General features: G+C 64.7%; 23 protein-coding genes and 1 other annotated feature. Of the genes, 5 read left to right on the plus strand and 18 right to left on the minus strand.

Going from position 1 to position 23039, the window contains the following annotated elements:
• Window positions 1-6 precede the first annotated feature (6 nt).
• From murA to D1012_RS10690, 4 genes are all read left to right on the plus strand, one after another.
• A complete protein-coding gene (gene murA, locus D1012_RS10675; protein ID WP_118151980.1) occupies window positions 7-1281 on the plus strand; it encodes a UDP-N-acetylglucosamine 1-carboxyvinyltransferase in 1275 nt (424 codons plus the stop codon).
• Window positions 1278-1751 carry a DUF2948 family protein gene (locus D1012_RS10680; protein ID WP_118151982.1) on the plus strand — a complete coding sequence of 158 codons (474 nt, stop codon included), beginning with the start codon at window positions 1278-1280 and terminating at the stop codon, window positions 1749-1751. Before murA ends, D1012_RS10680 begins: the two co-directional genes overlap by 4 nt.
• A 151-nt stretch (window positions 1752-1902) precedes the next feature.
• Window positions 1903-1960, plus strand: a sequence feature (sul1 is cis-regulatory element that is thought to sense ions involved in sulfur or methionine metabolism; They are found in Alphaproteobacteria).
• A 71-nt stretch (window positions 1961-2031) separates the two neighbouring features.
• A complete protein-coding gene (locus D1012_RS10685; protein ID WP_118151984.1) occupies window positions 2032-3522 on the plus strand; it encodes a SulP family inorganic anion transporter in 1491 nt (496 codons plus the stop codon).
• Window positions 3523-3533: 11 nt separating this feature from the next.
• Window positions 3534-4388, plus strand: coding sequence for a universal stress protein (locus D1012_RS10690; protein WP_118151986.1), 855 nt, complete (start codon window positions 3534-3536; stop codon window positions 4386-4388).
• A 66-nt stretch (window positions 4389-4454) separates the two neighbouring features.
• On the opposite strand, the gene D1012_RS10695 is transcribed toward D1012_RS10690, so the two are convergent.
• Both D1012_RS10695 and D1012_RS10700 read right to left on the minus strand, forming a co-directional pair.
• A complete protein-coding gene (locus tag D1012_RS10695; protein WP_118151988.1) occupies window positions 4455-6212 on the minus strand; it encodes an FAD-dependent oxidoreductase in 1758 nt (585 codons plus the stop codon).
• A gap of 52 nt (window positions 6213-6264) precedes the next feature.
• Window positions 6265-7335, minus strand: a complete 1071-nt coding sequence (locus D1012_RS10700; protein ID WP_118151990.1) for a maleylacetate reductase — start codon at window positions 7333-7335, stop codon at window positions 6265-6267.
• Window positions 7336-7427: 92 nt separating this feature from the next.
• Here D1012_RS10700 and D1012_RS10705 point away from each other — a divergent pair, with 92 nt between their 5' ends.
• On the plus strand, window positions 7428-8378 hold the full coding sequence (locus tag D1012_RS10705) for a LysR family transcriptional regulator (RefSeq protein WP_118151992.1): 951 nt from the start codon (window positions 7428-7430) through the stop codon (window positions 8376-8378).
• A 3-nt stretch (window positions 8379-8381) separates the two neighbouring features.
• On the opposite strand, the gene D1012_RS10710 is transcribed toward D1012_RS10705, so the two are convergent.
• The 16 genes from D1012_RS10710 to D1012_RS10785 all read right to left on the minus strand — a co-directional run bounded on the left by D1012_RS10710 (window position 8382) and on the right by D1012_RS10785 (window position 22975).
• A complete protein-coding gene (locus D1012_RS10710; RefSeq protein ID WP_118151994.1) occupies window positions 8382-8714 on the minus strand; it encodes a hypothetical protein in 333 nt (110 codons plus the stop codon).
• Window positions 8715-8721: 7 nt separating this feature from the next.
• Window positions 8722-9558: an intradiol ring-cleavage dioxygenase gene (locus D1012_RS10715; protein ID WP_118151996.1), complete on the minus strand. Its 837-nt coding sequence runs from the start codon at window positions 9556-9558 to the stop codon at window positions 8722-8724.
• Window positions 9555-10589, minus strand: a complete 1035-nt coding sequence (locus D1012_RS10720; protein ID WP_118151998.1) for a branched-chain amino acid ABC transporter permease — start codon at window positions 10587-10589, stop codon at window positions 9555-9557. Before D1012_RS10720 ends, D1012_RS10715 begins: the two co-directional genes overlap by 4 nt.
• A gap of 9 nt (window positions 10590-10598) precedes the next feature.
• Window positions 10599-11462, minus strand: a complete 864-nt coding sequence (locus D1012_RS10725; RefSeq protein ID WP_118152000.1) for a branched-chain amino acid ABC transporter permease — start codon at window positions 11460-11462, stop codon at window positions 10599-10601.
• Window positions 11459-12172, minus strand: coding sequence for an ABC transporter ATP-binding protein (locus D1012_RS10730; RefSeq protein ID WP_118152002.1), 714 nt, complete (start codon window positions 12170-12172; stop codon window positions 11459-11461). Before D1012_RS10730 ends, D1012_RS10725 begins: the two co-directional genes overlap by 4 nt.
• Window positions 12169-12888, minus strand: coding sequence for an ABC transporter ATP-binding protein (locus tag D1012_RS10735; RefSeq protein ID WP_118152004.1), 720 nt, complete (start codon window positions 12886-12888; stop codon window positions 12169-12171). The genes D1012_RS10730 and D1012_RS10735 overlap by 4 nt, the downstream gene beginning before the upstream one ends.
• A gap of 119 nt (window positions 12889-13007) precedes the next feature.
• On the minus strand, window positions 13008-14624 hold the full coding sequence (locus D1012_RS10740) for a GMC family oxidoreductase (RefSeq protein ID WP_118152006.1): 1617 nt from the start codon (window positions 14622-14624) through the stop codon (window positions 13008-13010).
• Window positions 14611-15171, minus strand: a complete 561-nt coding sequence (locus D1012_RS10745) for a flavin reductase family protein (protein WP_118152328.1) — start codon at window positions 15169-15171, stop codon at window positions 14611-14613. The genes D1012_RS10740 and D1012_RS10745 overlap by 14 nt, the downstream gene beginning before the upstream one ends.
• 55 nt (window positions 15172-15226) lie before the next feature.
• Window positions 15227-16447 carry an acyl-CoA dehydrogenase family protein gene (locus D1012_RS10750; protein WP_118152008.1) on the minus strand — a complete coding sequence of 407 codons (1221 nt, stop codon included), beginning with the start codon at window positions 16445-16447 and terminating at the stop codon, window positions 15227-15229.
• A gap of 57 nt (window positions 16448-16504) precedes the next feature.
• Window positions 16505-17293 carry an alpha/beta fold hydrolase gene (locus D1012_RS10755; protein WP_118152010.1) on the minus strand — a complete coding sequence of 263 codons (789 nt, stop codon included), beginning with the start codon at window positions 17291-17293 and terminating at the stop codon, window positions 16505-16507.
• Window positions 17294-17305: 12 nt separating this feature from the next.
• Window positions 17306-18316: a zinc-dependent alcohol dehydrogenase gene (locus D1012_RS10760; RefSeq protein WP_118152012.1), complete on the minus strand. Its 1011-nt coding sequence runs from the start codon at window positions 18314-18316 to the stop codon at window positions 17306-17308.
• Window positions 18313-19359: a branched-chain amino acid ABC transporter permease gene (locus D1012_RS10765; RefSeq protein WP_118152014.1), complete on the minus strand. Its 1047-nt coding sequence runs from the start codon at window positions 19357-19359 to the stop codon at window positions 18313-18315. Before D1012_RS10765 ends, D1012_RS10760 begins: the two co-directional genes overlap by 4 nt.
• A gap of 3 nt (window positions 19360-19362) precedes the next feature.
• Window positions 19363-20220 (minus strand): branched-chain amino acid ABC transporter permease, encoded by an 858-nt coding sequence (locus D1012_RS10770; protein ID WP_118152016.1) that lies wholly within the window; start codon window positions 20218-20220, stop codon window positions 19363-19365.
• A complete protein-coding gene (locus tag D1012_RS10775) occupies window positions 20207-20932 on the minus strand; it encodes an ABC transporter ATP-binding protein (RefSeq protein WP_118152018.1) in 726 nt (241 codons plus the stop codon). Before D1012_RS10775 ends, D1012_RS10770 begins: the two co-directional genes overlap by 14 nt.
• Window positions 20929-21657, minus strand: a complete 729-nt coding sequence (locus tag D1012_RS10780; RefSeq protein WP_118152020.1) for an ABC transporter ATP-binding protein — start codon at window positions 21655-21657, stop codon at window positions 20929-20931. Before D1012_RS10780 ends, D1012_RS10775 begins: the two co-directional genes overlap by 4 nt.
• Before the next feature lie 22 nt (window positions 21658-21679).
• On the minus strand, window positions 21680-22975 hold the full coding sequence (locus D1012_RS10785; RefSeq protein ID WP_118152022.1) for an ABC transporter substrate-binding protein: 1296 nt from the start codon (window positions 22973-22975) through the stop codon (window positions 21680-21682).
• Window positions 22976-23039 lie beyond the last annotated feature (64 nt).

Consider the following 23039-nt stretch of genomic DNA (forward strand, 5'->3'; position numbering starts at 1 on the left):
CAGGGCATGGATTCGATTCTGGTCAAGGGCAATGGCGCGCTGAACGGGGTGATCCCGATTGCGGGGGCCAAGAACGCGTGCCTCACGCTGATGCCGGCCACGCTGCTGTCCGAAGAGCCGCTGACGCTGACCAATGCGCCGCGTCTGTCTGACATCCGCACCATGACCCAGCTGCTGGAATCGCTGGGGGCCGAGGTGGCCAGCCTGCAGGATGGCCTCGTGCTGGCGATGTCGAGCCACCGGATCGACAACCACACCGCCGATTATGACATCGTGCGCAAGATGCGCGCCTCGATTCTGGTGCTGGGCCCGATGCTGGCGCGCGATGGTCATGCCATCGTCTCGTTGCCCGGCGGCTGTGCCATCGGCGCGCGTCCCGTAGACCTTCACCTCAAGGCGCTGGAGGCGATGGGCGCGGAGCTGGACCTGCGCGACGGCTATGTGCACGCCAAGGCCACCGGCGGGCGGCTGCGGGGTGCGGTGTTCGAATTCCCCTTTGTCTCGGTCGGGGCCACCGAAAACGCGCTGCTGGCGGCCACGCTGGCCAAGGGCACCACGGTTCTGAAAAACGCCGCGCGCGAGCCGGAGATTGTCGATCTGGCCCGCTGCCTGCGCAAGATGGGCGCGCAGATTGACGGCGAGGGCACCAGCACGCTCACCATTCAGGGCGTTGACCGCCTGCATGGCGCGACGCATCCGGTTGTGACCGACCGGATCGAGCTGGGCACCTATATGCTGGCCCCCGCGATCTGCGGCGGCGAGGTGGAATGTCTGGGTGGCAAGCTGGAACTTGTCGGCGCTTTTGCCGAAAAGCTGGATCAGGCCGGGGTTTCGGTGACGGAGACAGAACGCGGGCTGAAGGTAAGCCGCAAGAATGGTCGGGTGTCGGCGGTGAATGTCACCACCGAACCTTTCCCCGGCTTCCCCACCGATCTGCAGGCGCAGATGATGGCGCTCTTGTGCACCGCTGATGGCACCAGCGTTCTGGAAGAAAAGATCTTTGAGAATCGCTTCATGCACGCGCCGGAACTGATCCGGATGGGCGCAAAGATCGACGTTCATGGCGGCACGGCCACCGTCACCGGGGTCGACAAACTGAAGGGTGCGCCGGTGATGGCCACCGATCTGCGCGCCTCGGTCAGCCTGATTCTGGCCGGTCTGGCCGCTGAAGGTGAAACCGTGGTCAGCCGGGTCTATCATCTGGACCGCGGCTATGAGAGGGTCGAGGAAAAGCTCTCGGCTTGCGGTGCAAAAATTGAACGGATCAGTGACCGGCCATGACAGACGCCCGGTTTGAAGACGGCGACGAAGCCCCCCTGCGCCTGATTGCGCAGGAGGCGGGTGATCTGCCGGTCATCGCGGCCCTGCTGCAGGATGCGGTGTTCCCGATCACCGAAATGCGCTTTGATCCAAAGGCCCGGCGCTTTGCGCTTTTGGTCAACCGCTTCCGCTGGGAAGACCGCGTCGCCGCAGAAGCGGCAAAGCGCCCGTATGAGCGGGTGCGCAGCCTGTTGGTGGTTGACGATGTGCTGCGCCTGCGCAGCTCTGGCATCGACCGGACGGATCGTGACACCGTGCTGTCGATCCTGACGCTGGACTTCACGCCCGGAGCAGATGGCATGGGCACGCTGACGCTAACCCTGGCCGGTGACGGCGCCATTGCGATCGAGGTGGAGGCGGTGAACCTGCGGCTGGACGATGTGACCCGCCCTTATCTCGCCCCCTCGGGCAAGGTGCCCGATCACGGCTGACGCCTGCGGGGCACGTCCGGCCTTTGCCTGACCTTTCAGGAACCCTATGTCCTGAGTGCCAGTCTCACGCCTGATCCGTCACGCCCGGCCTGCACAGGCGGGCGGGCGGGTTGGCAATGCGGTGAAAAGCCGCTAAGGCCAACGCAGCGAACATGGAGCCGGGTGCGACCCCCGGCTGGCTCTTCCGGCCGCCGATCCGCCGGACAACGTCTCACAGACCCTGAATGAACATCGGTGCGACGCGATTGGTCGCATCGGTCTGGAACGGAACAAAACACCTATGATTTCTCTCGATGCATACCGCGACCAGTGGTTCGGCAACGTCAGGGCCGACCTTTTGTCGGGCCTTGTTGTGGCCCTTGCCCTGATCCCCGAGGCGATTGCCTTTTCCATCATCGCCGGCGTTGACCCCAAGGTGGGGCTTTACGCCAGCTTTTCCATCGCTGTCCTGATCGCCTTTGTCGGCGGACGGCCCGGCATGATCTCTGCCGCCACCGCTGCGACGGCGGTGCTGATGGTCACATTGGTCAAGGATCACGGGCTGCAATACCTGCTGGCCGCCACCGTGCTGGCCGGGCTGTTGCAGATCGGCATGGGCCTGCTGCGGCTGGGCTTTGTCATGCGCTACGTGTCAAAATCGGTGATGACCGGCTTTGTCAACGCGCTGGCGATCCTGATTTTCATGGCGCAACTGCCCGAACTTGATCCCTCCCGCGTGACATGGCTGACCTATGCGCTGGTCGCCGCCGGTCTGGCGATCATCTACCTGTTTCCCTATATCACCAAGGCGGTTCCGTCGCCCTTGGTCACCATTATTGTGCTGACCGCGCTGACCCTGTTCTTTGGCTGGGATGTGCGCACCGTGGGCGATATGGGGGCGCTGCCCGATACGCTGCCGGTGTTCCTGATCCCCGACATTCCGCTTAATCTTGAAACACTGCAGATCATCTTTCCCTACGCTCTCGCTGTTGCGGTCGTGGGCCTGCTGGAAAGCCTGATGACGCAAAGTCTGGTCGATGATCTGACCGACACCAGATCCAGCCGCAATCAGGAGTGCGTGGGGCAAGGCATCGCCAACACCGCCACCGGCTTTATCGGCGGCATGGCGGGCTGTGCGATGATCGGGCAAAGCATGATCAACGTGAAATCCGGCGGGCGCGGGCGGTTGTCCTGCTTTGCCGCCGGGGTGCTGTTGCTGATCTTCTGCGTTGGCCTGGGCGATTGGGTCAGCCAGATCCCGATGCCCGCGCTGGTCGCCATCATGATCATGGTCAGCATCGGCACCTTTTCATGGTCGTCGGTCAAGGCGCTGAAAACGCATCCGAAATCGTCGTCCATCGTGATGCTCGCCACGGTCATCGCCGTGGTCTACACCCACAACCTCGCGATTGGTGTGCTCTTGGGTGTGCTGCTGTCGGGCATCTTCTTTGCCGGCAAGATCTCGCAGCTGTTCCGCATCACCACCAGCATCACGCCGGATGGCCGCGTGCGCACCTACAAGGTCGAGGGTCAGATGTTCTATGCCTCGGTCGAGGATTTCATGAACGCCTTTGACTTCAAGGAAGCGCTGGAGCGGGTGATCATCGACGTGTCGGGCGCCCATATCTGGGACATCTCATCGGTGCAGGCGCTGGACATGGCGGTGCTGAAATTCCGCCGTGACGGGGCCGAGGTCGAGATTGTCGGCATGAATCAGGCATCCGAAACCATCGTTGACAAGCTTGCCATCCATGACAAGCCGGGCGCGATGGACAAGCTGATGGCACATTAAGGGGGGCGGATATGACACAGAAAATCATCGCACTGGTTGACGGCTCGACCTATTCGGCATCGGTCTGCGACCACGCCGCATGGATCGCCGGGCGCACCGGGTCCGCTGTCGAACTGCTGCACGTTCTGGGCCGCCGCGAAGGAGCCGAGAAACACGACCTGTCCGGCGCGCTCGCCCTTGGCGCGCGCACCGCGCTGATGGAGGAACTGGCCGAACTCGACGCGCAACGGTCCAAATTGGTGGCGCACCGGGGCAGGGCGATTCTGGAGGATGCCCACGCCATTCTGACCCGTGCCGGGGTCACAGAGATCACCACCCGCCTGCGCCATGGTGATATTGTGGAAACTGTGGGTGAAGTCGAAAAGGATGCCAGCCTGATCCTGATCGGCAAACGCGGCGAGGCGGCGGATTTCGCCAAGGGCCACCTTGGCTCCAACCTAGAACGCATCGTGCGCGCCAGCCACAAGCCGGTGTTCGTCGCCTCCCGCGCGTTCAGGCCGGTTCAAAAGGTGCTGGTGGCCTATGACGGCGGCACCTCAGCGGTGAGAGCGGTCGATCACATCGCGCGTTCACCGCTGTTTGCGGGGCTGCAGGTGACTGTGGCAACGGTTGGCACCCCTTCGGCAGAGCTGAAAAAGGGGCTGGAAAACGCCAGCGCCATGCTGCGCGCCGCCGGAATCGCGTCCCAGACGGCAATCGTCGAAGGCCAGCCCGAAACCGCGCTTGGCAAGCTGGTCGAGGCTGAAGGCTACGACATGCTGGTGATGGGCGCGTATGGCCATTCGCGCATCCGCTCGCTGGTTATCGGCTCGACCACCACCGAAATGCTGCGCACCTGCAAGGTCCCGGTGGTGCTGGTCCGCTGAATATTTTCCGGGCCTGCTGACACTTAGCAGGCCCGGATCACCACAGGCAGTTGCAATGCCGCCCGCTTAGCGTGCCAGTACAGCACGCAGCGCCCGGCCAAGGTCGGCCATCGGGTTGGCACTCAGCTCGGTTGCCCGCCAGCAGATATGATGGTCAGGCCGCACCAGCAGACAGCCACTGTCCTGAATTTCCGAAAGTCGTGCCCATTCGCCGCTGTGATCGACATGGGCCTGACGCGGGCCGATGACCTGAATGGCAAGCTCGATTCCCAGCTCCGCCGCGACCTGTGCCGCCGCCTTGGTCCAAGGCTCGCCGCCCAGCCCGGTCAGCAGGGTGAACCGGCCATGCCCGCAGAGATCAAGTGTCGAGACTTCGGCCCCGGTGGCATGATTATAGACCCAGGCATGTGGCACACGCGCGCCGGGCCATGTTGTCGGCTGGTAATGCAGATCGGCATCCAGCTGAAACGCCGGTTCGATCTGACCATCCGTCACCACCGCACCCGAGCGGTAGCGCTGGTTCATCTCGATCCCGTGGGCGTCAAATTCGTATTTCTTGAACGCAATCGCCTTGCGGATCGCCTCGCGCTGCGCCTCGGCCTCGGGCGTGCCTTCGGTCCGGGCTTGCAGGTTTTTCTGCATCTGCGCCGGGTCCACGCCTTCGGCCATCCCCAATGCCTTGAAAATCGGGCCGGTTTCGCCAATCGACTGGTTGGCGCGGGTCACGATCTGTTTGGCAATCGGCGCGCGCTCGGCATCATAGCTGTCCAGCAGCTGCGCGCCCGCCTGACCCTTCAGCACCATCGCCAGCTTCCACGCCAGATTGAACGCATCCTGAATCGAGGTGTTGGAGCCAAGCCCGTTGGACGGCGGATGCCGGTGAATCGCATCGCCCATGCAGAACACCCGGCCGTTCGAGGTCTTGGTGGCGTAATAGTTGTTCACCGTCCAGATATTGGCCGACAACAGCTCGATCTCCAGCTCCGGGTCGCCGATCAGCTGGCGGGCAACACCGGTGGCAAATTCGGGGGTCACCTCAGGCTCCGGCCCGTTGATGTCATAGCCCCAGACGATCAGCCATTCGTTCCACGGCCGCACCATCCGCACCAGCCCCATGCCGATGCCGCCAACATCCGCACCCGGCTGCATCACCCAATACAGCACGCTGGGCCGGTGGGCGACGTATTTGGACAGGTCGGCACGGAACAGGATGTTCATCGACCCGCCGACCGCCATCTTGCCCTCAAACGGCAGCCCGGCATGTTCGGCCACCAGCGATTTGCCGCCATCCGCCCCGATCAGATATTTCGAGCGGATCGTCAGTTCCTTGCCGGTCAGCCGGTCAAGACAGGTGGTGGTGACGCCGTCGCCATCCTGCGCGTGGCGCAGATATTCAGTCGACATCCGCGCCTGTGTGCCGCGCTGACAGGCGGTCTTGAACAGCAGCGGCTCCATAAAGGTCTGCGGCAGATCGTTCATCTTGGTCGGCGATGACATCAGATGTTCGGCGCGGCTCAGCGGGTGGTTGCCCCAGGCCTTCATCCGGCCAATTTCCTCGCCCGCAAGGCTTTCGCAAAAGATGTTCTCGCCCATCAGATCCTGATGGGTGGCGAACATATAGGCCTCGTCCTCGACATCGCGGCCCAGATCGCGCAACACCTCCATCGCGCGCTGGTTGGTGATATGCGCGCGCGGGGTATTGGCCAGCCAGCGATAGCGGTTGATCGCCATGTTCGCGATGCCATAGCTCGACAGCAGCGCGGCTGTGGCCGAACCGGCGGGGCCGGTGCCGATGATCAGAACGTCGGTGGTAATGTCAGGCATGAAGGTCCTCCCAGAAATTCGGCCAAGGCGCGGCGGTGATCCGCGTGGCAAGTCAGGCGTCGGGGCAATCCCCCGCCCAGGCCGCCTGCAACAGCTGGCGGACACCGTCACGGGTGACGGGGCGGGGGTTCCAATAGGGATTGGCGGTCGCAAGATCTGCGGCGCGGTCCAGGTCCGCCTCGGCCAGCCCCAGATCACGCAGCGCCATCGGCGCGCCGGCGGCTTTGGCAAAGTGCCACAGGCCGGGGCCGGGGGCCATCCCGAACAACTCACCCAGCGGGGCCAGAAGATCGGGCACGGCATGATCGTTAAAGGCGATGGCATGCGGCAGGATGATGGCATGGGTCTCGGCATGGGGCAGATCAAAGCTGCCGCCAAGGGTGTGGCACAGCTTGTGATGCAGCGCCATGCCCACCTGACCCAGCACCGTGCCGCACAGCCAGGCCCCGTACAGCGTCTCGCCCCGTGCGCCCACATTGCCGGGCGCGGCAATCACCTTTGGCAAGGCGTCGCGGAACGCCCGCAGCCCCTCGACCGCCATCAGCGAGGAAATTGGCGAGCGGTCGCGGGCATAAAGCCCCTCAGCGGCATGGGCCATGGCATTCAGTGCCGAGGCGACCGTCATCGCCACCGGCAGGCTGGTCACCAGTTCGGCATCGTAAAGAATGACCTCGGGCTGCACTTTCGCGCTGGTCAGCGTGGTTTTCACGCCATTCTCGGTCTGGCCCAGAATTCCCGTCGCCTCGGACCCGGCATAGGTCGTGGGCACCACGATCTGGGGCAGGTCGGTGCGCAGCGCAATCGCCTTGCCCAACCCCGTGGTCGACCCGCCGCCGACCGAGATCACCACATCCGCACCCAGTTTGCGCGCCAGCTCCGTCGCCTGTTCCGATACGTCCACCGGCGTGTGCATCGTGGCCCCGGTAAAGCGGCCCACCGCCCGGCTGCCGCAATATCCGGCAAATTCATCCGCCATATCGGCTTGCTGCGGCGTGGTGAGGATCAGGGCACGGCTGACGCCAAGCGCCTCCATCTCTTCGGCAACAGCCGACCGGATGCCCGCGCCAAAGCGCACACGCACCGCCGCACTTCGCGCGGTAAAGTCTTCGCGGAAAAAGGACATCGGATTCCTCCCCTTCGTCAGTCTGGCAGAACCCTAGCCCGGCCCCAGAGAAATATTGATCGGATGATGTCGATGTAATATCGCCTATTGCTATGAAGATAGACAGCGAACATCTGGAGATTCTGGCGGCCATCGTCGAAAAGGGCGGATTGACCGAGGGTGCAGAGGTGCTCGGCAAATCACAGCCCTCGGTGTCGCGCAGCATGGCGCTGCTCGAAGACCGGATCGGCATGCCGCTGTTCGAGCCGGGTCGCCGCCCGCTGCGCCCGACCGAGCTGGGGGCCAGTCTTGCCCGGCTGGGTGCGCGCATCCGTGCCGCCAATCAAGAGGCCAGCCTGCTGGTGCGCCGCTTCCGGCAGGGGCTGGCGGGGCGGCTGCGGGTGGGGGCCTCGCCGATCTTCATGGATGGGGTGGTGGCCAGCATGGTGGCCGAATTTCAGTCGCGCCATGCAGATGTGCAGATCGACCAAAGCTATGGCTATCTGGACACGCTGGAAACCGGGTTGCGCAATGGCGGGCTGGATCTGGCGATCCTGCCGCTGCACCCCAGTCAGGTGCCGCAGGATATGGAGTTTACGCCGCTTTTGTCGGGCAATAACGTGATTGCCTGCCGCGCCGGGCATCCGCTGACCCGGGCGCGGGCGATCACGCTGGCCGATATCGCGCCCTATGCCTGGATTGCGCCGCCGCAGAACAGCCCGCTCTACCGCGACCTCTTGCGCGCGCTGAAATCCATCGGGCAGGAAGATTTCCGGGTGAATTTCTCGGGCGGCATGCTGGCGTCGATCCAGTCGGTTCTGGCCGGGTCGGATGCGCTGACCGTGCTGCCGTATTCCGTCGTCTTCATGTCGCGCCGCACCATCCCGCTGGAGGCATTGCCGCTGAAAATCGACCACCCCGACCGCCAGCTTGGCCTGCTGACCGTGACCGACCGGCAGGGCCCACCGGCAGTCACGCAGTTCATCACCTTTCTGCAGGCCGAATGTCAGCGGCTGCAAGCCCGGATGGACCATGACCAGCAGGTCACCCGGCGGCGTGGCTGACCCTTACTTCAGCGTGATATAGGTCTCTGGGTCCAGTGACGCGATCCGCACCGCAACTGTCAGCCCCGTCGCGCCGTGCAGATGGGCGCGCAAGTCATACGCCATCTGCCGCAGCAGCGCAGGTGTCCGCTCCCGATGCGGCAGCACATGCAATTCGGCATTGATCTGCGGCTGGTCGGGCAGGCCCAGCACCGGGATCACCGCGATCTGACAGGCGGCATGCCCGACCGACAGCGCCTCGCACAGCATGTCGCGCAGGCCCGGCAGCAGGGCGGCAATGCCGGGTCCGGCGGTCCGATACTGCGTTTCATCCACAAAAAGCTTTACATTGGGCATGGCGGGGTCAGTTCGGGACCAGAATGAAATCAAACGGTGACCGCCAGAGCGTGTCACCGCCCTCAACCCGCTCATAGGGGGCGATCAGCGTATCCTTGACCCCGAACACCGCATCCGAAGTCAGATAGTCATCGCCGCCGACAAAGGTGTGGGTCACCAGCTTCTGATAACCGGGGGCGGTGATCAGGTAATGCATATGCGCGGGCCGGTACGGGTGGCGGCCCAGTTGGCCCAGCATCTGCCCCACCGGGCCATCATCGGGTATCGGATAGCTGACCGGCTTGATGCCGCGAAACGCATAGACCCCGTCGGCCCCGGTGATGAACCGGCCCCGGTTGTTCCACTTCGGCTGAATGCCCGGCTGCTGCACATCATAGAACCCGTCGGCATTGTCGGACCAGACATCCACCGTCGCGCCCTCGATCGGTTTGCCATCCAGATCCAGCACCCGCCCCTCGAACAGGCAGGGCTCGCCCTTGCCATCAAGGCTGATGTTCTCCCCCATCGCCCGGATCGGCGCATCCGCCACGTGGAACGGGCCAAAGACGGTGTTTTCCGTTGCAGGTTCCGGGCGGCGGTTGTTGATCGCATCGACCAGCATCGACACCCCCAGCGTGTCCGACAGCAGAATGAATTCCTGCCGCTCGCCGGAACAGATCTGGCCGGTGCGGGTCAGAAAGCCGATGCCATACTCCCACTCCTCCTGCGTCAGGCCGACATCCTTTATGAAATCATGCAGATGCCGCACCAGACTGGTCATCACGGTCGCCAACCGCGGATCAGTCTGATCGCCCATGCGGCCGTTGACCGTTTCGGCAGAATTGGCTTCGGAAAAATAGCTCATGGTCGTTCCTCCTGGGTAGGGTGGGGGGGCCTTGGCGCGGCATGGCCCAAGGGCAGGGGGTCGTAGCCGATCCGGTGGATCAGCCCGCCCCACAGCCCGCGCCGCGCAAACAGCATGATCGCGATACCGATCAGCCCCAGTGCAATCAGATAAACCGTGCCGTAATCGGCCAGCAGTTGTTGCAGCGCGTAAAACACCAGCACGCCGACAATCGGGCCGGGCAGGGTGCCGATGCCGCCGATCACGACGATAAAGATGACAAAGGCCGTCCAGTCGATGACCGAAAACGCCGCATCCGGGGTGATGCGCCCGGTCTGGATGAACAACAGCGCGCCGCACAATCCGGTGGCAAAGGCCGTCAGCAGAAACACCAGCGCCTTGAGCCGGGTCGGGTCTACGCCCACCGATTGCGCGGCCACCGGGTTGTCGCGCACCGCCTGCAAGCCCAGCCCCATGCGCGAGCGCAGGAACAGCCAGCACGCCAGCAGCATCACCGCCGCCAATGCCAGCGCCAGCCAATAGGTCACCGCATCAATCGCCGCCGCAGGCGACACGCCCAGCAGATCGCGCACGGCGCCCACGCCCAGCATCTCGCGCGTGGCATCGCGCGGCAACGCGGTGCCGGTGCCGCCGCCAAGCGCGCGCCACTGGCCAAACGACAGCCGCGCAATATCGGCCACCGCCCAGGTGCCGATGGCAAAATACGCGCCGTTCAGGCGAAAGGCGAAAAACGCGACCGGAACCGACAGCGCCATCGCCACCACGCCACCGATCAGCACCCCCGCCAGCGGGTCCATGCCCCACAGGATGGTGGTGGCAAACATCACATAGGCCCCGACCCCGACAAAGGCCTGCTGCCCGACCGACACCAGCCCGGCAAACCCCGCCAGCAGGTTCCAGTTCAGCGCCAGCACCAGCAGGCACAGCACCTTGAACAGATCCTGCACCAGAATGCGCGGGCCAAGCACCGGAACCAGCGCCATCGCCGTCAACAGCACCAGACCGATCGCGAGTGTCACAAGCGTTCTCATCGCTGCCCCTCAGTCATTCGCGCGCGGAAACAACCCGCGCGGCCGTACCAGCAGCACCGCCACAAAGGCGATATGTCCGGCCAGTATCTGCCATTCCGGGTTCAGCGCCGCGCCAAAGGCCTGTGCCACGCCAATCACCATGCCGCCTGCCAGCGTGCCCCACAGGCTGCCCAAGCCGCCGATGATCACGGCCTCAAAAGCGTAGAGCAGCCGCGCCGGGCCAATCGACGGGTCAAAATTCGCCCGCGCGCCCAGATACAGGGCGGCAATCGTGGCCACCACCAGCGCAATGCCGGTGGCGATGGCGAAAATCCGGCGCGGGCGGATGCCCATCAGCTGCGCCGTGACCGGATCATCCGACGTGGCGCGAAACGCCCGGCCCAATGCGGTGTGATAAAACAGCCAGTTCAGCGCCAGAATGACCACAATGGCCGAGCCAAAGGTCAGCAGCGGCATCACCCCCACCGTCACCGGCCCCAGCGGCAGCGAGGCGCTCTCGACCGGCCCCACAGGCAGCTTGCGGCTGTCGGCGGTCATGCTTTGCAACAGCACGTTCTGGATCACCACCGACAGGCCAAAGGTCACCAGTAGCGGCGGCAGTATGTCATCGCCCAGCACCCGGTTCAGCAGCGCGGTCTGCAACAGCCAGCCAAACGCGAACATCACCGGCAGAGCGAGCGCCGCCGCCAGAAACGGGTTCAGCCCCGTTGCGGTGCCGATCCCCAGGATCAGATAGGCCCCCAGCACGATCAGATCGCCATGCGCCAGATTGACCAGCCGCATGATCCCGAACACCAGACTCAGCCCCGCCGCAAACAGCGCGTAAAGCCCGCCCAGCATCACCCCTTGTACCAGCGTATCCAGCCAGATCATGCGTGGTTCACTCCGAAATATGCGTCATGAATCGCCGCGCGGCTCAGATCCTGCGGGCGGCCCGACAGGGTGATCCGCCCCTCCATCATGCAATGCACATGATCGGCCACCTTCAGCGCCTGCCCGATATCCTGCTCCACCACCACAATCGCGGTGCCGCTTTGCCGGATGGTGGGAAAGGCGGCGTAGATTTCGCGGATCACCACCGGGGCCAGCCCAAGGCTCAGCTCGTCACAGAGCAGCACCGTCGGGTTTGACATCAGCGCCCGCCCGATGGCCACCATCTGCTGCTGCCCGCCCGACAGCGCGGTGCCGGGCTGCGTGCGACGCTCGCGCAATATGGGAAACAGCGTGTAAATCCGCTCCAGCGTCCAGAACCCGCTGCCTTTGCGGGCATGGGCCCCGATCTGCAGGTTTTCTTCGACCGTCAGGCTGGGAAACAGGCGGCGGCCCTCGGGCACCATGGCGATGCCAGCGGTCAGAATATCCGGCGCGGGCAGGCGGGCAATATCGCGCCCCGCCAGCCGGATACTGCCGCCGGTCACGCGCGCAATGCCGGTGATCGCGCGCATCAACGTGGTCTTGCCTGCGCCATTCGCTCCGATGATGGCAAGGGTCTGGCCCTGATCCAGTGTCAGATCGACCCCGAACAGCGCCTTGAAATCCCCATAATGCGCGGTCAGGCCCTCAATCTCCAGAAACGCGCTCATGCTTCGATCCCCAGATAGATCTCCTGCACCTGAGGCGAGGCCATCACCTCCTCCGGCGTGCCCGACATCAGCACCCGGCCAAAGTTCAGCGCGATCAGCCGGGTCACCACCGATGTCAGCGCATGCAGCACATGTTCAATCCAGATGATCGCGGTGCCCTCGGCATGGATAGCGCGGATGGTGGCGACCAGATCGACACATTCGGCATCTGTCAGCCCGCCCGCAATCTCATCGAGCAGGATCACCCGGGGCCGGGTCGCCAGCGCCCGCGCCAGCTCCAGCCGTTTGCGGTTCAGCAGCGGCAATCCCCCCGCCTTGCGGTCGGCCAGCGCCGACAGGCCAGTGCGCTGCAGAATGTCCATGCACACCGCAGGCGCCGCCGCACCGCTCAGGCCACCGCCAAATCGCGCTGCAACCAGCAGGTTTTCATAGACCGTCAGATGATCAAACGGCTGCGGAATCTGAAACGAGCGCCCGATGCCACTGGCACAGCGCTGCATCGGAGTCTCGGCGGTGATGTCACGCTCATCCAGCATCACCCGCCCCGCGTCGGGGCGCAGATTGCCGGTGATCAGGTTGAACAGCGTCGATTTTCCGGCCCCGTTCGGCCCGATGATCCCCAGCGCCTCGCCGGGGGCAAGGTCGAAACTGACATCGTCAGTCACCTTCAGCGCGCCAAAGCTCTTGGACGCGCCCTGCAAGGACAAGATCGCCATACTGCCTCACTCCCCCCGCTGTCCGGCGGGGTTTCCCTCGGGACAGGTTAGCCGCACTGCCAGACGAAGATGATCGGATGGCTGCGTCTCAATATCACGTTTCGGTATGAACATGCGGCCTAACCCGCAATAATTAGCTCTGCCGCCTTTTCCCCGATCATCACCGCAGGCGCATGGGTGTTGCCGCTGACGATGCGCGGCATGACCGAGCAATCGGCGATCCGCAGCCCGGCCAGCCCCCGCACCTGCAAGCGCGCATCGGTGACGGCCAGCGGATCATCCCCCATCCGTGCCGTGCCGACCGGGTGAAAGATCGTGGTCCCGATCTCCGCCGCCAGCCGCGCCAGATTGGCATCATCCTCCGCCCCCGGACCGGGCTTCAGCTCCACCGGGGCAAAGCGCGCCAGATGCGGCGTGGCCATCAACCGGCGGGCATGGCGGATGCTGTCGGCGGCCACCTTGCGATCCGCCTCGGTGGCCAGATAGTTCGGCTGGATAGCCGGTGGCGCAGCAGGGTCGGCACTGACCGCATGGCTCGACCCGGTCGAGGTCGGGCGCAGGTTGCAGACCGACACCGTCAGCGCGGGCGTCTTGTGCAGCGGCTGGCCAAAGGCATCGAGCGACAGCGGCTGCACATGATACTCGATATTGGCGCGGTCGTGGTCCGGGCCAGAGCGGGTAAAGATCCCCAGCTGGCTCGGCGCCATAGCCATCGGCCCCGATTGCGTCAGCGCATATTGCAGCGCGATCCCCGCCTTGCCCCACAGGCTGCCCGCCCGGTCGTTGAGCGTGCGCGCGCCCGAGATGGCAAACACCGTGCGCAGCTGCAGATGGTCTTGCAGGTTTTCCCCCACGCCGGGCAGGGCATGGCAGACCGGCACGCCAATCGTGCCCAGCACATCCGGGCGGCCGATGCCCGACAGCTCCAGAATCTGCGGCGTGCCGATGGCCCCGGCACAGAGCACCACCTCTTGCCCGGCGCGCACCTGATGCAGGCCCTTGCGGTCGCGGAACACCGCGCCGGTCACCCGCCGCCCGTCCAACACCAGACGCAGCACCTGCGCGCCGGTCACGATGCGCAGGTTGGGCCGCCGCCGGGCCGGGTCCAGAAACGCCTTGCGCGCATTCCACCGCAGGCCGCGCCGCTGGTTGACCGGGAAATACCCCACGCCTTCGTTGTCACCGGCGTTGAAATCGGCACTGGCGGGGATGCCCATGGCTTGCGCCGCCTGTGCCACCTCGTCCAGTATTGGCCAGTGCAACCGCTGCTGTTCCACCCGCAATTCGCCATCGGTGGCGTGATGGTCATCCGCCGCGCCGAAATGCCGTTCCGAGCGGCGGAACAGCGGCAGCACATCGGCCCAGCCCCAGCCCGGATTGCCCAGATCGCGCCACAGGTCATAATCCTGCGCCTGACCGCGCATGTAGATCATGCCGTTGATCGACGAACATCCGCCCAGCACCTTGCCGCGCGGATAGAGCAGGCTGCGCCCGTTCAGCCCCGGTACGGGCTCGGTGCGAAAGCCCCAGTCCAGCCTTGGGTTCCCGATGGCAAACAGATAGCCGACCGGAATATGCACCCAAGGGTGATTGTCGCTGCCCCCGGCCTCGATCAGCAGCACCCGGCGGGTTGGGTCGGCAGACAGCCGGTTGGCCAGCACACAGCCCGACGACCCGGCCCCCACGATCACCACATCATAGCTGCCGAAATCGGCAGGCGGGTCAGCGAAAGACATCGCGGTAATCTTCATCCATCAGCGTCAGGCTGGCCGAGCCGTCTGCGGTTTCGCGCAAGCGGTGCCAGCGCCGGTCCAGATAGATCAGCGATTCCAGCTCCGGTGCGCCGGGCGGTGTGCCGCAATCGCCCTCCAGCAGTTCGGCGGTCACAAGCGTTGCGCCCTCGACCGGCAAGGTGCCGATGATGCGGGCGCGGAACCATGTCGCCACCGCCGTATAGCGCGGCTCGCCACTGGCCAGCCGCGCCCACGGGGCCGCCGCGCCGAACCGGTCCGCGCCGGGCGTCGCCCCCAGCAGCGCCAGCTCCAGATCGGCATAGCGCAGCAGGTGAATCACCACCGTCCCCGCCGTCAGCACTGCCGCCGTAGATCCCGACCGTGACGACAGTGAGAACGCCACAGTGGGCGGCGCGCCACTGACCGAGATCAGCGATGACACGGTCATCGCCACCGGGGTCCCGCCCGGATCAGCGGTGATCACCGCCACCCCGGCAGGGTGGCAACGAAACGCCTCACGAAAGGCATCAGAAAGGGCGGGGGCGGTCATCAGCATCACTCCTGTAATCCCGCTGGCCAGCCGCAACCGGCCAGCGGGCCTTGGCTTACTTTTTCTCGATCAGATCGTAGAACTGCCAGCTGCGGTCAGTCCATTGCCCGCCAAGCTCACGCCCGGCCGAGGTGACAATCGACGGCGCGATGGTGAAGTGGTTCGCCGCCACCATCATGTCGCGGAACGTCCGCTGAATGACGCCAGCCCGCAGCCCAGCCCCGCCAGACGCACGATAGGCAAAGTTGCACACCTCGACTCCGGCCTCGTGAATCTGCGCCTTGGCCAGGTGGACCAGGCTGATCTGGCGTGTGGTCATCTGCTGGCCCGCCTCGGCGGTGGCCTCAATGTCACCCCAGACCTCCATCACAAAGGCGCGGGCGGCGCGATAGCTGGCCTCGGCGCGGCCATAGTCATGCCAGAACTTCTCGCTCTCGCCCAGCAGCCCGGCGCGACCCGATTTCGACCGGGCAAACCCGGCGATCTCGTCCAGCATCCGCCGCCCGGCCCCCATGGCCCAGCCGGTATGGCCGATGGCCGCCAGCCCGACGATGCCCAGACTGAACAGCTCTTTCAACCGCTGCGGCGGCGCGGTCAGGATCGGGAACACCAGATCCTCGGCGATGAACACATCGTCCGCCGCATAGTCGATGGAGCCGGTGCCTTTCAGCCCCAGCACATCCCAGTTGCCCAGCTGTTTGTGTTCCGGGATCGGCGCATGGGCGCACATGATGATGACATTGCCCGCGTCATCCTTGGCCGGTTTGCCGCTGCCGTCATCGACGAAACAGGCCGAATGCGACCAGGTGGCGTGCGAAAAGCCCGAGCCATAAGACCATTTTCCGGTCAGGCTGTAGCCGCCATCGACCTTTTTCAACATCCCCAGCGGCGCACCCTGACCCGAGAACCGGTTCTCCGTGCCCGGTGCAAACAGCCGCTCCACCGCCGAGTCCGGCAAAAACGCCGCCGACATCGCGCCGATGCAGCAATGCACCATCGACACCCAGCCTGCCGAGCCTGACCACCAGGTGACCGCCTCCAGCAGTTGCAGCACCTCGGTCGGGCGCATCTGCGCGCCGCCCAGCTCTTCGGTCGCCATCAGGTGCGACATCCGCAGCGGACGCAACAGCGCGAAGCTTTCCGGCGTCAGCTCGCCCGCAGCCTCATCGGCGGCGGCATTGGCCTCCAGCGTGGGGCCGATTTCGGCGATCCGGGCCATGACATCGGTGTAATCGACGGTAGCGCCCCAATAGCTGTGCTTCATAGGTTTGTTCATGACTGTCTCCTCCTCAGACAATGGGTTAAGACGGCGAGAGCCTCGCCGGTGTGCGGGTCAGGCGGCGAGAAAATCGCCGATTTTGGTCAGGGTTCCGGGGTTTTCCTGCAACACCAGATGGCCCGCGCCGGGCACGCTCAGCAGGGTTGCCGATGGCAACGCCTCCACCCACAGCGGGGCCTGACTGGCGGGCAGCAGGCGGTCTTCGTCGCCCCAGACCACGAGTGTCGGGTTGCTGATCCGCGCCAGCATCCGGCGCAGGTTCGGGTGCCCCATGCCGAATGGCGCGCACAGCCTGCCCACCGCCTCGCCCTCGCGGGCACGGTCGGCGCCAAAGGCTGTGGCAAAGTCCGGGTCCGATCCATCGGGGAAATAGGGCAGGGCGACCGCCGGATCATGCGCCAGATAGCCGGGGAAATCCTGCGGTGCGATCTCGCCCAGTGCTGTCGCCGGATGCGCCGGATCGTTCAGCCCGGCAGGGGCGACCAGCACCACGCGGTCAAACCGCTCGCGCGCGATGGCGGCGAGTTCGGTCGCCATCCAGCCGCCCATCGAAAAGCCCATCAGATGCGGTTTTTCAGGCAAATCCAGCGCGTCGAGCAGGTTCAGGTAATGCACCAGCAGATCGGCCATGCCAGACACATGCGGGGCAGGGCCGGAAAACCCCATGCCCGGATGGCTGGGTAGCAGCACGCGAAAGCGGTCGGCCAGTCCGGCGGCAAAATCAAACCCCTCCAGCGTGGCGGCCCCATGCAGGAACAGCACGGGCTTGCCGCTACCGATGGCCTTCACCACGGTCTTCACGCCGCCGATCTCATACTCCAACGTCTCAAACGTCACGGACATCTTGTCTCCTCCTCAGGACAGCTCTGGCTGGATCAGCACTTTGCATTGCGTGGTGCGGCGGCGCAGGCTTTCAAACACCTGCGGCACCTGGCTCAGACCGATCCGCTCGGTGATCAACAGTTGCGGGATGCCCCCCGCCAGTGCGTCCAGCGCGGCACCAAATTCGCGACCCTGATGGAAAAACACCGCAAAGATCAGGTCAATTTCCTTGGTCAGCGCGACAAAGGGATCCCACTCATCGCCCCCGATGCACAGGCCGACGCCGATCACCTTGCCCTGCAAGCGCACGGTCTCAACAGCCGCCTGCAACAGCCCGCGTTTGCCGACGCATTCAAAGACGATGTCCGGCGGCCCGCCGCTGAGGTCAGCAATATTCTCGGCCAGCCGGTCGCCCGAGAGCGCAAAGTCGGTGGCCCCCAGCGCCAGCGCACGCTCGCGCTGATGGGTGTGAATGTCGGCCATCACCACATGCGACGCCCCCATCCGACGCGCCCAGAACGCCACCAGCAGGCCAATCGGCCCGGCCCCCAGGATCGCCACCCGGTCCCCCGGCTTCACCCCGGCGCGCACGACGCAATGCAAGGCCACCGCCAGCGGTTCGGCCAGCGCCCCATCGGCCAACGCCACCCCCGCAGGCAGCTTGTGGCACTGCCGCGCCGCCACGGTCACGTACTCTGCATAGCCGCCGCCGATCAGCACCATCTCCGGGCAGCGCGCCGGATCACCGGCCAGACAGCGTGCGCAGGTGCCACAGCCGCGCATCGGCACCACCGCCACGCCGTCCCCGGCCTGCAAGCCCTGCACGTCCGCCCCCACGCTCACAACCTCGCCCGCGATTTCATGGCCCAGCACAAACCCCGCGCCGATGCCGAACGGGGCCGGGTCTTCGGTGATGTGCAGGTCACTGCCGCAGATCCCGCAGCCCGCCACCCGCAGCACCACCTCATCCGGGCCGGGCACCGGCTCTGGCTGCTCGCCAATGCGCAGCGGGCTGGATACCGCGTCGAAAAACGCTGCCTTCATGGCCGCTCCTCCGTTTTGTAGATCAGGTGCCGCCGGATCGGGAACCAGTGCACATCCCAACGCTTTGAAACCGCACCCCAGATGCCGCCGCGCGCGTACAGGGCGACAAACACCGTCATCACCCCCAGCACCACAAAGTAGCTCGCGCCATATTGCCCGAACCAGCGGTCGGCGATGAAATAGATCAGCGAGCCGATCAGCACGCCCTCGATCGAGGCAATGCCGCCGACCATCACGATAAAGATCGCCACATTCGCCCACATCGGATCAAAGGCCGAGGGCGGGTTGATCCGCAGCTGCGCCATCGAATAGACCGCGCCCGCCAGACCGCAACCGACCGCCGCCGCGATATAGATCATGAAGCGCAGCCGGGGCACGTTCACGCCCTGACTGGCCGCCGCCACCGGATTGTCGCGCATCGCGATCAGCGCCAGCCCATAGCGCGAGCGCAAGAACCAGTAGCTGCCGCCGATGGTCAGCAGGATCATCAGCGCACACAGCAGTGACATCGCAATATTGCGCTCCAGCAGCGAATACTCCTTCATCACGTTCAGCGACATGCCTGCGCCCGCGTTCAGAAAGCCCATGTTGGACGCCACCAACCGGAACACCTCGGCCACGACCCAGGTGCCGATGGCAAAATACGGCCCGTCCAGCCGGTGCAGCAGCATGTAGCAGGGCACGGCCAGAAAGGCGGGCACCAGCAGGGCGATGAATATCGCCAGAAACGGGTTCACCCCAAAGGTTTGCGCCAGCACGAACAGCGCATAGCCCGCCGCCCCCATAAAGGCCTGCTGCCCGACCGACACCAGCCCGGCATAGCCTGCCAGCATGTTCCACATCTGCGCCACAGCGATATAGCAGCACAGCTCCAGCACCATGCGGATCGTGCCGGTTTTGGCCCACCACGGCATCGCGGCCAGCGCCACCACCGCCAGCAGAAACAGCACCATGGCAATGCGGCCAGAGGCGGTTTGCCTGCGGACCATCACCTGTGGCAGGGCAGGGGCGTGCGAAACCGGGGAAAGCGGAACAGATGTCATGTCTCAGACCTTTCCAAACAGGCCCTGCGGGCGGACAGCCAGCACAAGCAGGAAAACAAGATGACCGGCCAGCACGCCAAAGCCCGGATCAATGCGAAAGCCGATGGCCTGAGAGATGCCCAGCACCATCGAGCCGATAAACGCGCCCCAGACAGACCCCATGCCGCCGATGATCACCGCCTCGAACGCATAGATCAGCTGCGCGCCGCCATCGGCCGGGGCCACGGTCGAGCGCAGCGACTGGAACACGGCGGCAAAGCCGAGGATGCCAACGGCGATGGCAGTGGCCGAGGCATAGACGGCGCGGGCGTTGATCCCGGTCATCGACGCGGCTTCGACATCCGCCGAGGCCGCGCGCAGCGCCCGGCCAAAGCGGGTGCGCTTCAGCATCAGGTCCAGCCCCCAGGTCAGCCCGGTGGCAAACACCAGCACCATCACCGGCAACAGGCCGACATAGATGCCACCGATCTGGATCGACTGGCTTTCAATGCCGCCTCCGGGCAAGGACCGGCTGTTGGCCGACCAGATCTGCAACATCATGTTCTGCAAGGCAATCGACAGGCCAAATGTCGCGATCAGCGACGGCAGCGGATCATCGCCCACCACCTTGTTCAGCACCGCCTTTTGCAACAGCCACCCCAGCGCAATCGCCAGCGGCACCAACGCCACCATCACCGTAAACGGCCCCCAGCCAAAGGATGATGCCAGCGAGATGCCGATCAGCGACAGCAGGATCACCAGATCGCCATGGCTGACGTTCACGATCCGCATCACGCCAAACATCAGCGCCATGCCAAGCGCATATTGCGCATACATGCCGCCCAGCAGAATGCCCTGAATCAGGGCGTCAAACCACTGCATGAGATCCTCCGAAATAGGCTTCGGCGATCTGTTCACGGGTGATCACCGAGGATGCGCCGGTCAGGGTCACGCGCCCCTCCAGCATGCAGAAAATCCGGTCCGTGGCGGATTGCGCGAGGCCGACATCCTGTTCGACGAGGATGAGGGCGGTGCCCTGCGCCCGGATCTCGGGCAGGGCGGCATAGATTTCGCGGATCACCTTGGGTGCCAGCCCCAGACTGATCTCGTCACACAACAGCACCCGGGGCTGGCTCAGCAGCGCGCGCCCGATCGACACCATCTGTTGCTGCCCGCCCGACAGGTTCTGCACCCCGGTCCGGGCCTTTTCCTTCAGGATCGGGAACAAAAGGTGCAGCCGCTCCAGCGTCCAGCCACCCTTGCGGCCCAGCCGGTCGGCCTGATCTATCGCCACGCGCAGATTGTCCTCGACCGACATGCCGGTAAACAGGCGGCGGCCCTCGGGCACAATCGCCACACCCTTTTGCACCATGCGGTCAGTCGGCGTGCCGCCGATGGGCTGGCCCTCCAGCCGGACCATCTCGGGCTTGACCGCCAACAGCCCCATGACCGAGCGCAGAAAGGTGGATTTCCCGGCGCCGTTCGCCCCGATCAGGGCCACGGCCTCACCTTCGGCCACGTCAATATCAACGCCATACAGCGCCTGAAAGTCGCCATAGCGCGCGACAAGGCCATGGGTGGACAGAACCGTCATGCCTCCACCCCCATATAGACCCGCTTGACCTCGGGGTTGGCGATCACCTCCTGCGGCAGTCCCTCGGCGATTTTTTCGCCAAAGTTCAGCACCATCAGCCGGTCAGCCACCGCCATCAGCGCGTGCAGCACATGTTCGATCCACACAATCGTCACCCCCCGGTCGCGGATGCGGCGCACAAGTGCCACCAGCGAGCGCGACTCCTCTTCCGTCAGCCCGCCCGCGATTTCATCCAGCAACAAAAGCTTCGGGTCCGAGGCCAGCGCGCGCGCCAGTTCCAGCCGCTTGCGGTCCAGCAGCGTCAAGCTGCCCGAAGAAGTGTTGGCCTTGTCCGCCAGTTCGCAATCGGTCAGCACCTGCGCGCAAAACGCATAGGCGTCGCTTTCACTGCGCCCGCCGCCAAAGGCCGCGGCAACCAGCAGGTTTTCAAAGGTGGTCATCCCCGAATAGGGCCGGGGGATCTGATAGGTCCGCCCGATGCCCATCCGGCAGCGCTTGAACGGTGGCTCGCCCCGCAGCGCAATCTCCCCCAGGCGGATGTCGCCGCCCGAGGGTTTGATATCGCCGCTGATCATGTTGAACAGCGTCGTCTTGCCCGCGCCGTTGGGGCCAAGAATACCCAGCACCTCGCCCCGATACACATCGAAGCTGACCTCGTGCAGCACCCGGACCGCGCCGAAACTTTTCGACACGTCCCGCGCTTGCAAAAGTATCTCCCGGCTCATTCCCGCCCCTCCGACTGCATCATTACCAGACGATCGGCACGATGGCCTGCTCGGGTTCGAACAGCTGGTTCACCGAGTTGTCGACGATCTTCAGATCATAGGGCCAGCTTTCGCCCTTGACCCACTGCCCGCCAAAGATCGGCATGGTGCAGATGTTCTTGTGCGGGGTGCCGCCGAATTTCACCGGGCCGCAGACCGTGGTGATATCGGTGGCCGCCATCGCCTCGCGGTTGGCCTCGCGGTCCAGCGGATCGGTCGAGCGTTTCAGGATGTCGATGGCGACCTCCAGCAGCGCATGCGAATAGCCCAGCGGCTGGGTCCATTGCCGTTTCTGATCGGTCTCCCACTGGCTCGCCAGTGCCGCGCTGTCCTGCCCGGTGATGGTCGAGTTGAACGGGAATGCCGGGGTCCACCAGACCTCGGACGACATGCCATTGCCAAGCGCGCCCATCGCCTCCACCCCGCCGGGGAACAGAAGCGCCGCCGCCACCGTCACCGCACGCGGCTTGAAGCCCTGCTGGTTGCATTGGGTGACAAAGGTTTTCAGATCATCCGGGTAGGTGATGCCGCCGATGATATCGACGCCCGCCTCTTTGAACGCCGCGATCTGCGCCGAAAAGTCATTGGTGCGTGGCTGGAAGTAGCCGGGGATCGTCACCTCATAGCCCGCAGCCCGGGTCGGGACCGGCAGACCATAGTCGTTGTTGCCCCAGGTCTCGCCATCAATGTTCTGCGGGAACAGCATGCCGACCTTCTTGTCGGTCTCCAGCCCGTCCCACAGCCCGACAAAGGTGTTCAGCGCCTCGTCCAGCCCCCAGAAGAAGTGATAGGTCCAGTTAAAATCGCCGCCGCCGCGCGGCATGATCACTGCCTGCCAGGGCGCACCCGACGAGATGCAGGGCGCTTCATACAGCTCGGCCTGTTCCATCACCGGAAGAATGGTGTCGGTGGTCGAGGCGGGCACCACCAGATGCACCTCTTCGTTCAGGATCAGATCGCCCGCCAGTTCGGCGGCCTTGTTCGGGTTCGACTGGCTGTCGCGCTCCAGAATCTCCAGCTCATAGGTGTTGCCATTCGCCGACTGAAGGGTGCCCCCCAGTGCTTCGCGGATTTTCTGCACCGTATAGCCGTCGGTTTCCCCGAACAGCCCCAGCGGGCCGGTGGCCGGGGTGATATAGCCCATCTTGATCTTGCCCGCCGTCTGGGCGCGCAGATAGGTGGGCATTGCAAGTGTCGAGGCGGCCACGCCCGCACCCATGCCTCGCAGCATGGACCGGCGGCTGATCCCCGATTTGACCAGCTTGTTGTAATAGGTCATTCCCGTCTCCTCCCTCGTGTTGACCCCCCGGCCTGCTTCCTCCTCGCAGACCAAGGGGCGATAA

Origin of the sequence: Pseudotabrizicola alkalilacus (assembly GCF_003443995.1) — a bacterium.
Taxonomy (GTDB): Bacteria; Pseudomonadota; Alphaproteobacteria; order Rhodobacterales; family Rhodobacteraceae; genus Pseudotabrizicola; species Pseudotabrizicola alkalilacus.

What these genes read in the sequence shown, in the direction of transcription:
- murA (WP_118151980.1), top strand. Translation starts at nt 7, where the DNA reads ATGGATTCGATTCTGGTCAAGGGCAATGGCGCGCTGAACGGGGTGATC.
- D1012_RS10680 (WP_118151982.1), top strand. Translation starts at nt 1,278, where the DNA reads ATGACAGACGCCCGGTTTGAAGACGGCGACGAAGCCCCCCTGCGCCTG.
- D1012_RS10685 (WP_118151984.1), top strand. Translation starts at nt 2,032, where the DNA reads ATGATTTCTCTCGATGCATACCGCGACCAGTGGTTCGGCAACGTCAGG.
- D1012_RS10690 (WP_118151986.1), top strand. Translation starts at nt 3,534, where the DNA reads ATGACACAGAAAATCATCGCACTGGTTGACGGCTCGACCTATTCGGCA.
- D1012_RS10695 (WP_118151988.1), bottom strand. Translation starts at nt 6,212, where the DNA reads ATGCCTGACATTACCACCGACGTTCTGATCATCGGCACCGGCCCCGCC.
- D1012_RS10700 (WP_118151990.1), bottom strand. Translation starts at nt 7,335, where the DNA reads ATGTCCTTTTTCCGCGAAGACTTTACCGCGCGAAGTGCGGCGGTGCGT.
- D1012_RS10705 (WP_118151992.1), top strand. Translation starts at nt 7,428, where the DNA reads ATGAAGATAGACAGCGAACATCTGGAGATTCTGGCGGCCATCGTCGAA.
- D1012_RS10710 (WP_118151994.1), bottom strand. Translation starts at nt 8,714, where the DNA reads ATGCCCAATGTAAAGCTTTTTGTGGATGAAACGCAGTATCGGACCGCC.
- D1012_RS10715 (WP_118151996.1), bottom strand. Translation starts at nt 9,558, where the DNA reads ATGAGCTATTTTTCCGAAGCCAATTCTGCCGAAACGGTCAACGGCCGC.
- D1012_RS10720 (WP_118151998.1), bottom strand. Translation starts at nt 10,589, where the DNA reads ATGAGAACGCTTGTGACACTCGCGATCGGTCTGGTGCTGTTGACGGCG.
- D1012_RS10725 (WP_118152000.1), bottom strand. Translation starts at nt 11,462, where the DNA reads ATGATCTGGCTGGATACGCTGGTACAAGGGGTGATGCTGGGCGGGCTT.
- D1012_RS10730 (WP_118152002.1), bottom strand. Translation starts at nt 12,172, where the DNA reads ATGAGCGCGTTTCTGGAGATTGAGGGCCTGACCGCGCATTATGGGGAT.
- D1012_RS10735 (WP_118152004.1), bottom strand. Translation starts at nt 12,888, where the DNA reads ATGGCGATCTTGTCCTTGCAGGGCGCGTCCAAGAGCTTTGGCGCGCTG.
- D1012_RS10740 (WP_118152006.1), bottom strand. Translation starts at nt 14,624, where the DNA reads ATGTCTTTCGCTGACCCGCCTGCCGATTTCGGCAGCTATGATGTGGTG.
- D1012_RS10745 (WP_118152328.1), bottom strand. Translation starts at nt 15,171, where the DNA reads ATGACCGCCCCCGCCCTTTCTGATGCCTTTCGTGAGGCGTTTCGTTGC.
- D1012_RS10750 (WP_118152008.1), bottom strand. Translation starts at nt 16,447, where the DNA reads ATGAACAAACCTATGAAGCACAGCTATTGGGGCGCTACCGTCGATTAC.
- D1012_RS10755 (WP_118152010.1), bottom strand. Translation starts at nt 17,293, where the DNA reads ATGTCCGTGACGTTTGAGACGTTGGAGTATGAGATCGGCGGCGTGAAG.
- D1012_RS10760 (WP_118152012.1), bottom strand. Translation starts at nt 18,316, where the DNA reads ATGAAGGCAGCGTTTTTCGACGCGGTATCCAGCCCGCTGCGCATTGGC.
- D1012_RS10765 (WP_118152014.1), bottom strand. Translation starts at nt 19,359, where the DNA reads ATGACATCTGTTCCGCTTTCCCCGGTTTCGCACGCCCCTGCCCTGCCA.
- D1012_RS10770 (WP_118152016.1), bottom strand. Translation starts at nt 20,220, where the DNA reads ATGCAGTGGTTTGACGCCCTGATTCAGGGCATTCTGCTGGGCGGCATG.
- D1012_RS10775 (WP_118152018.1), bottom strand. Translation starts at nt 20,932, where the DNA reads ATGACGGTTCTGTCCACCCATGGCCTTGTCGCGCGCTATGGCGACTTT.
- D1012_RS10780 (WP_118152020.1), bottom strand. Translation starts at nt 21,657, where the DNA reads ATGAGCCGGGAGATACTTTTGCAAGCGCGGGACGTGTCGAAAAGTTTC.
- D1012_RS10785 (WP_118152022.1), bottom strand. Translation starts at nt 22,975, where the DNA reads ATGACCTATTACAACAAGCTGGTCAAATCGGGGATCAGCCGCCGGTCC.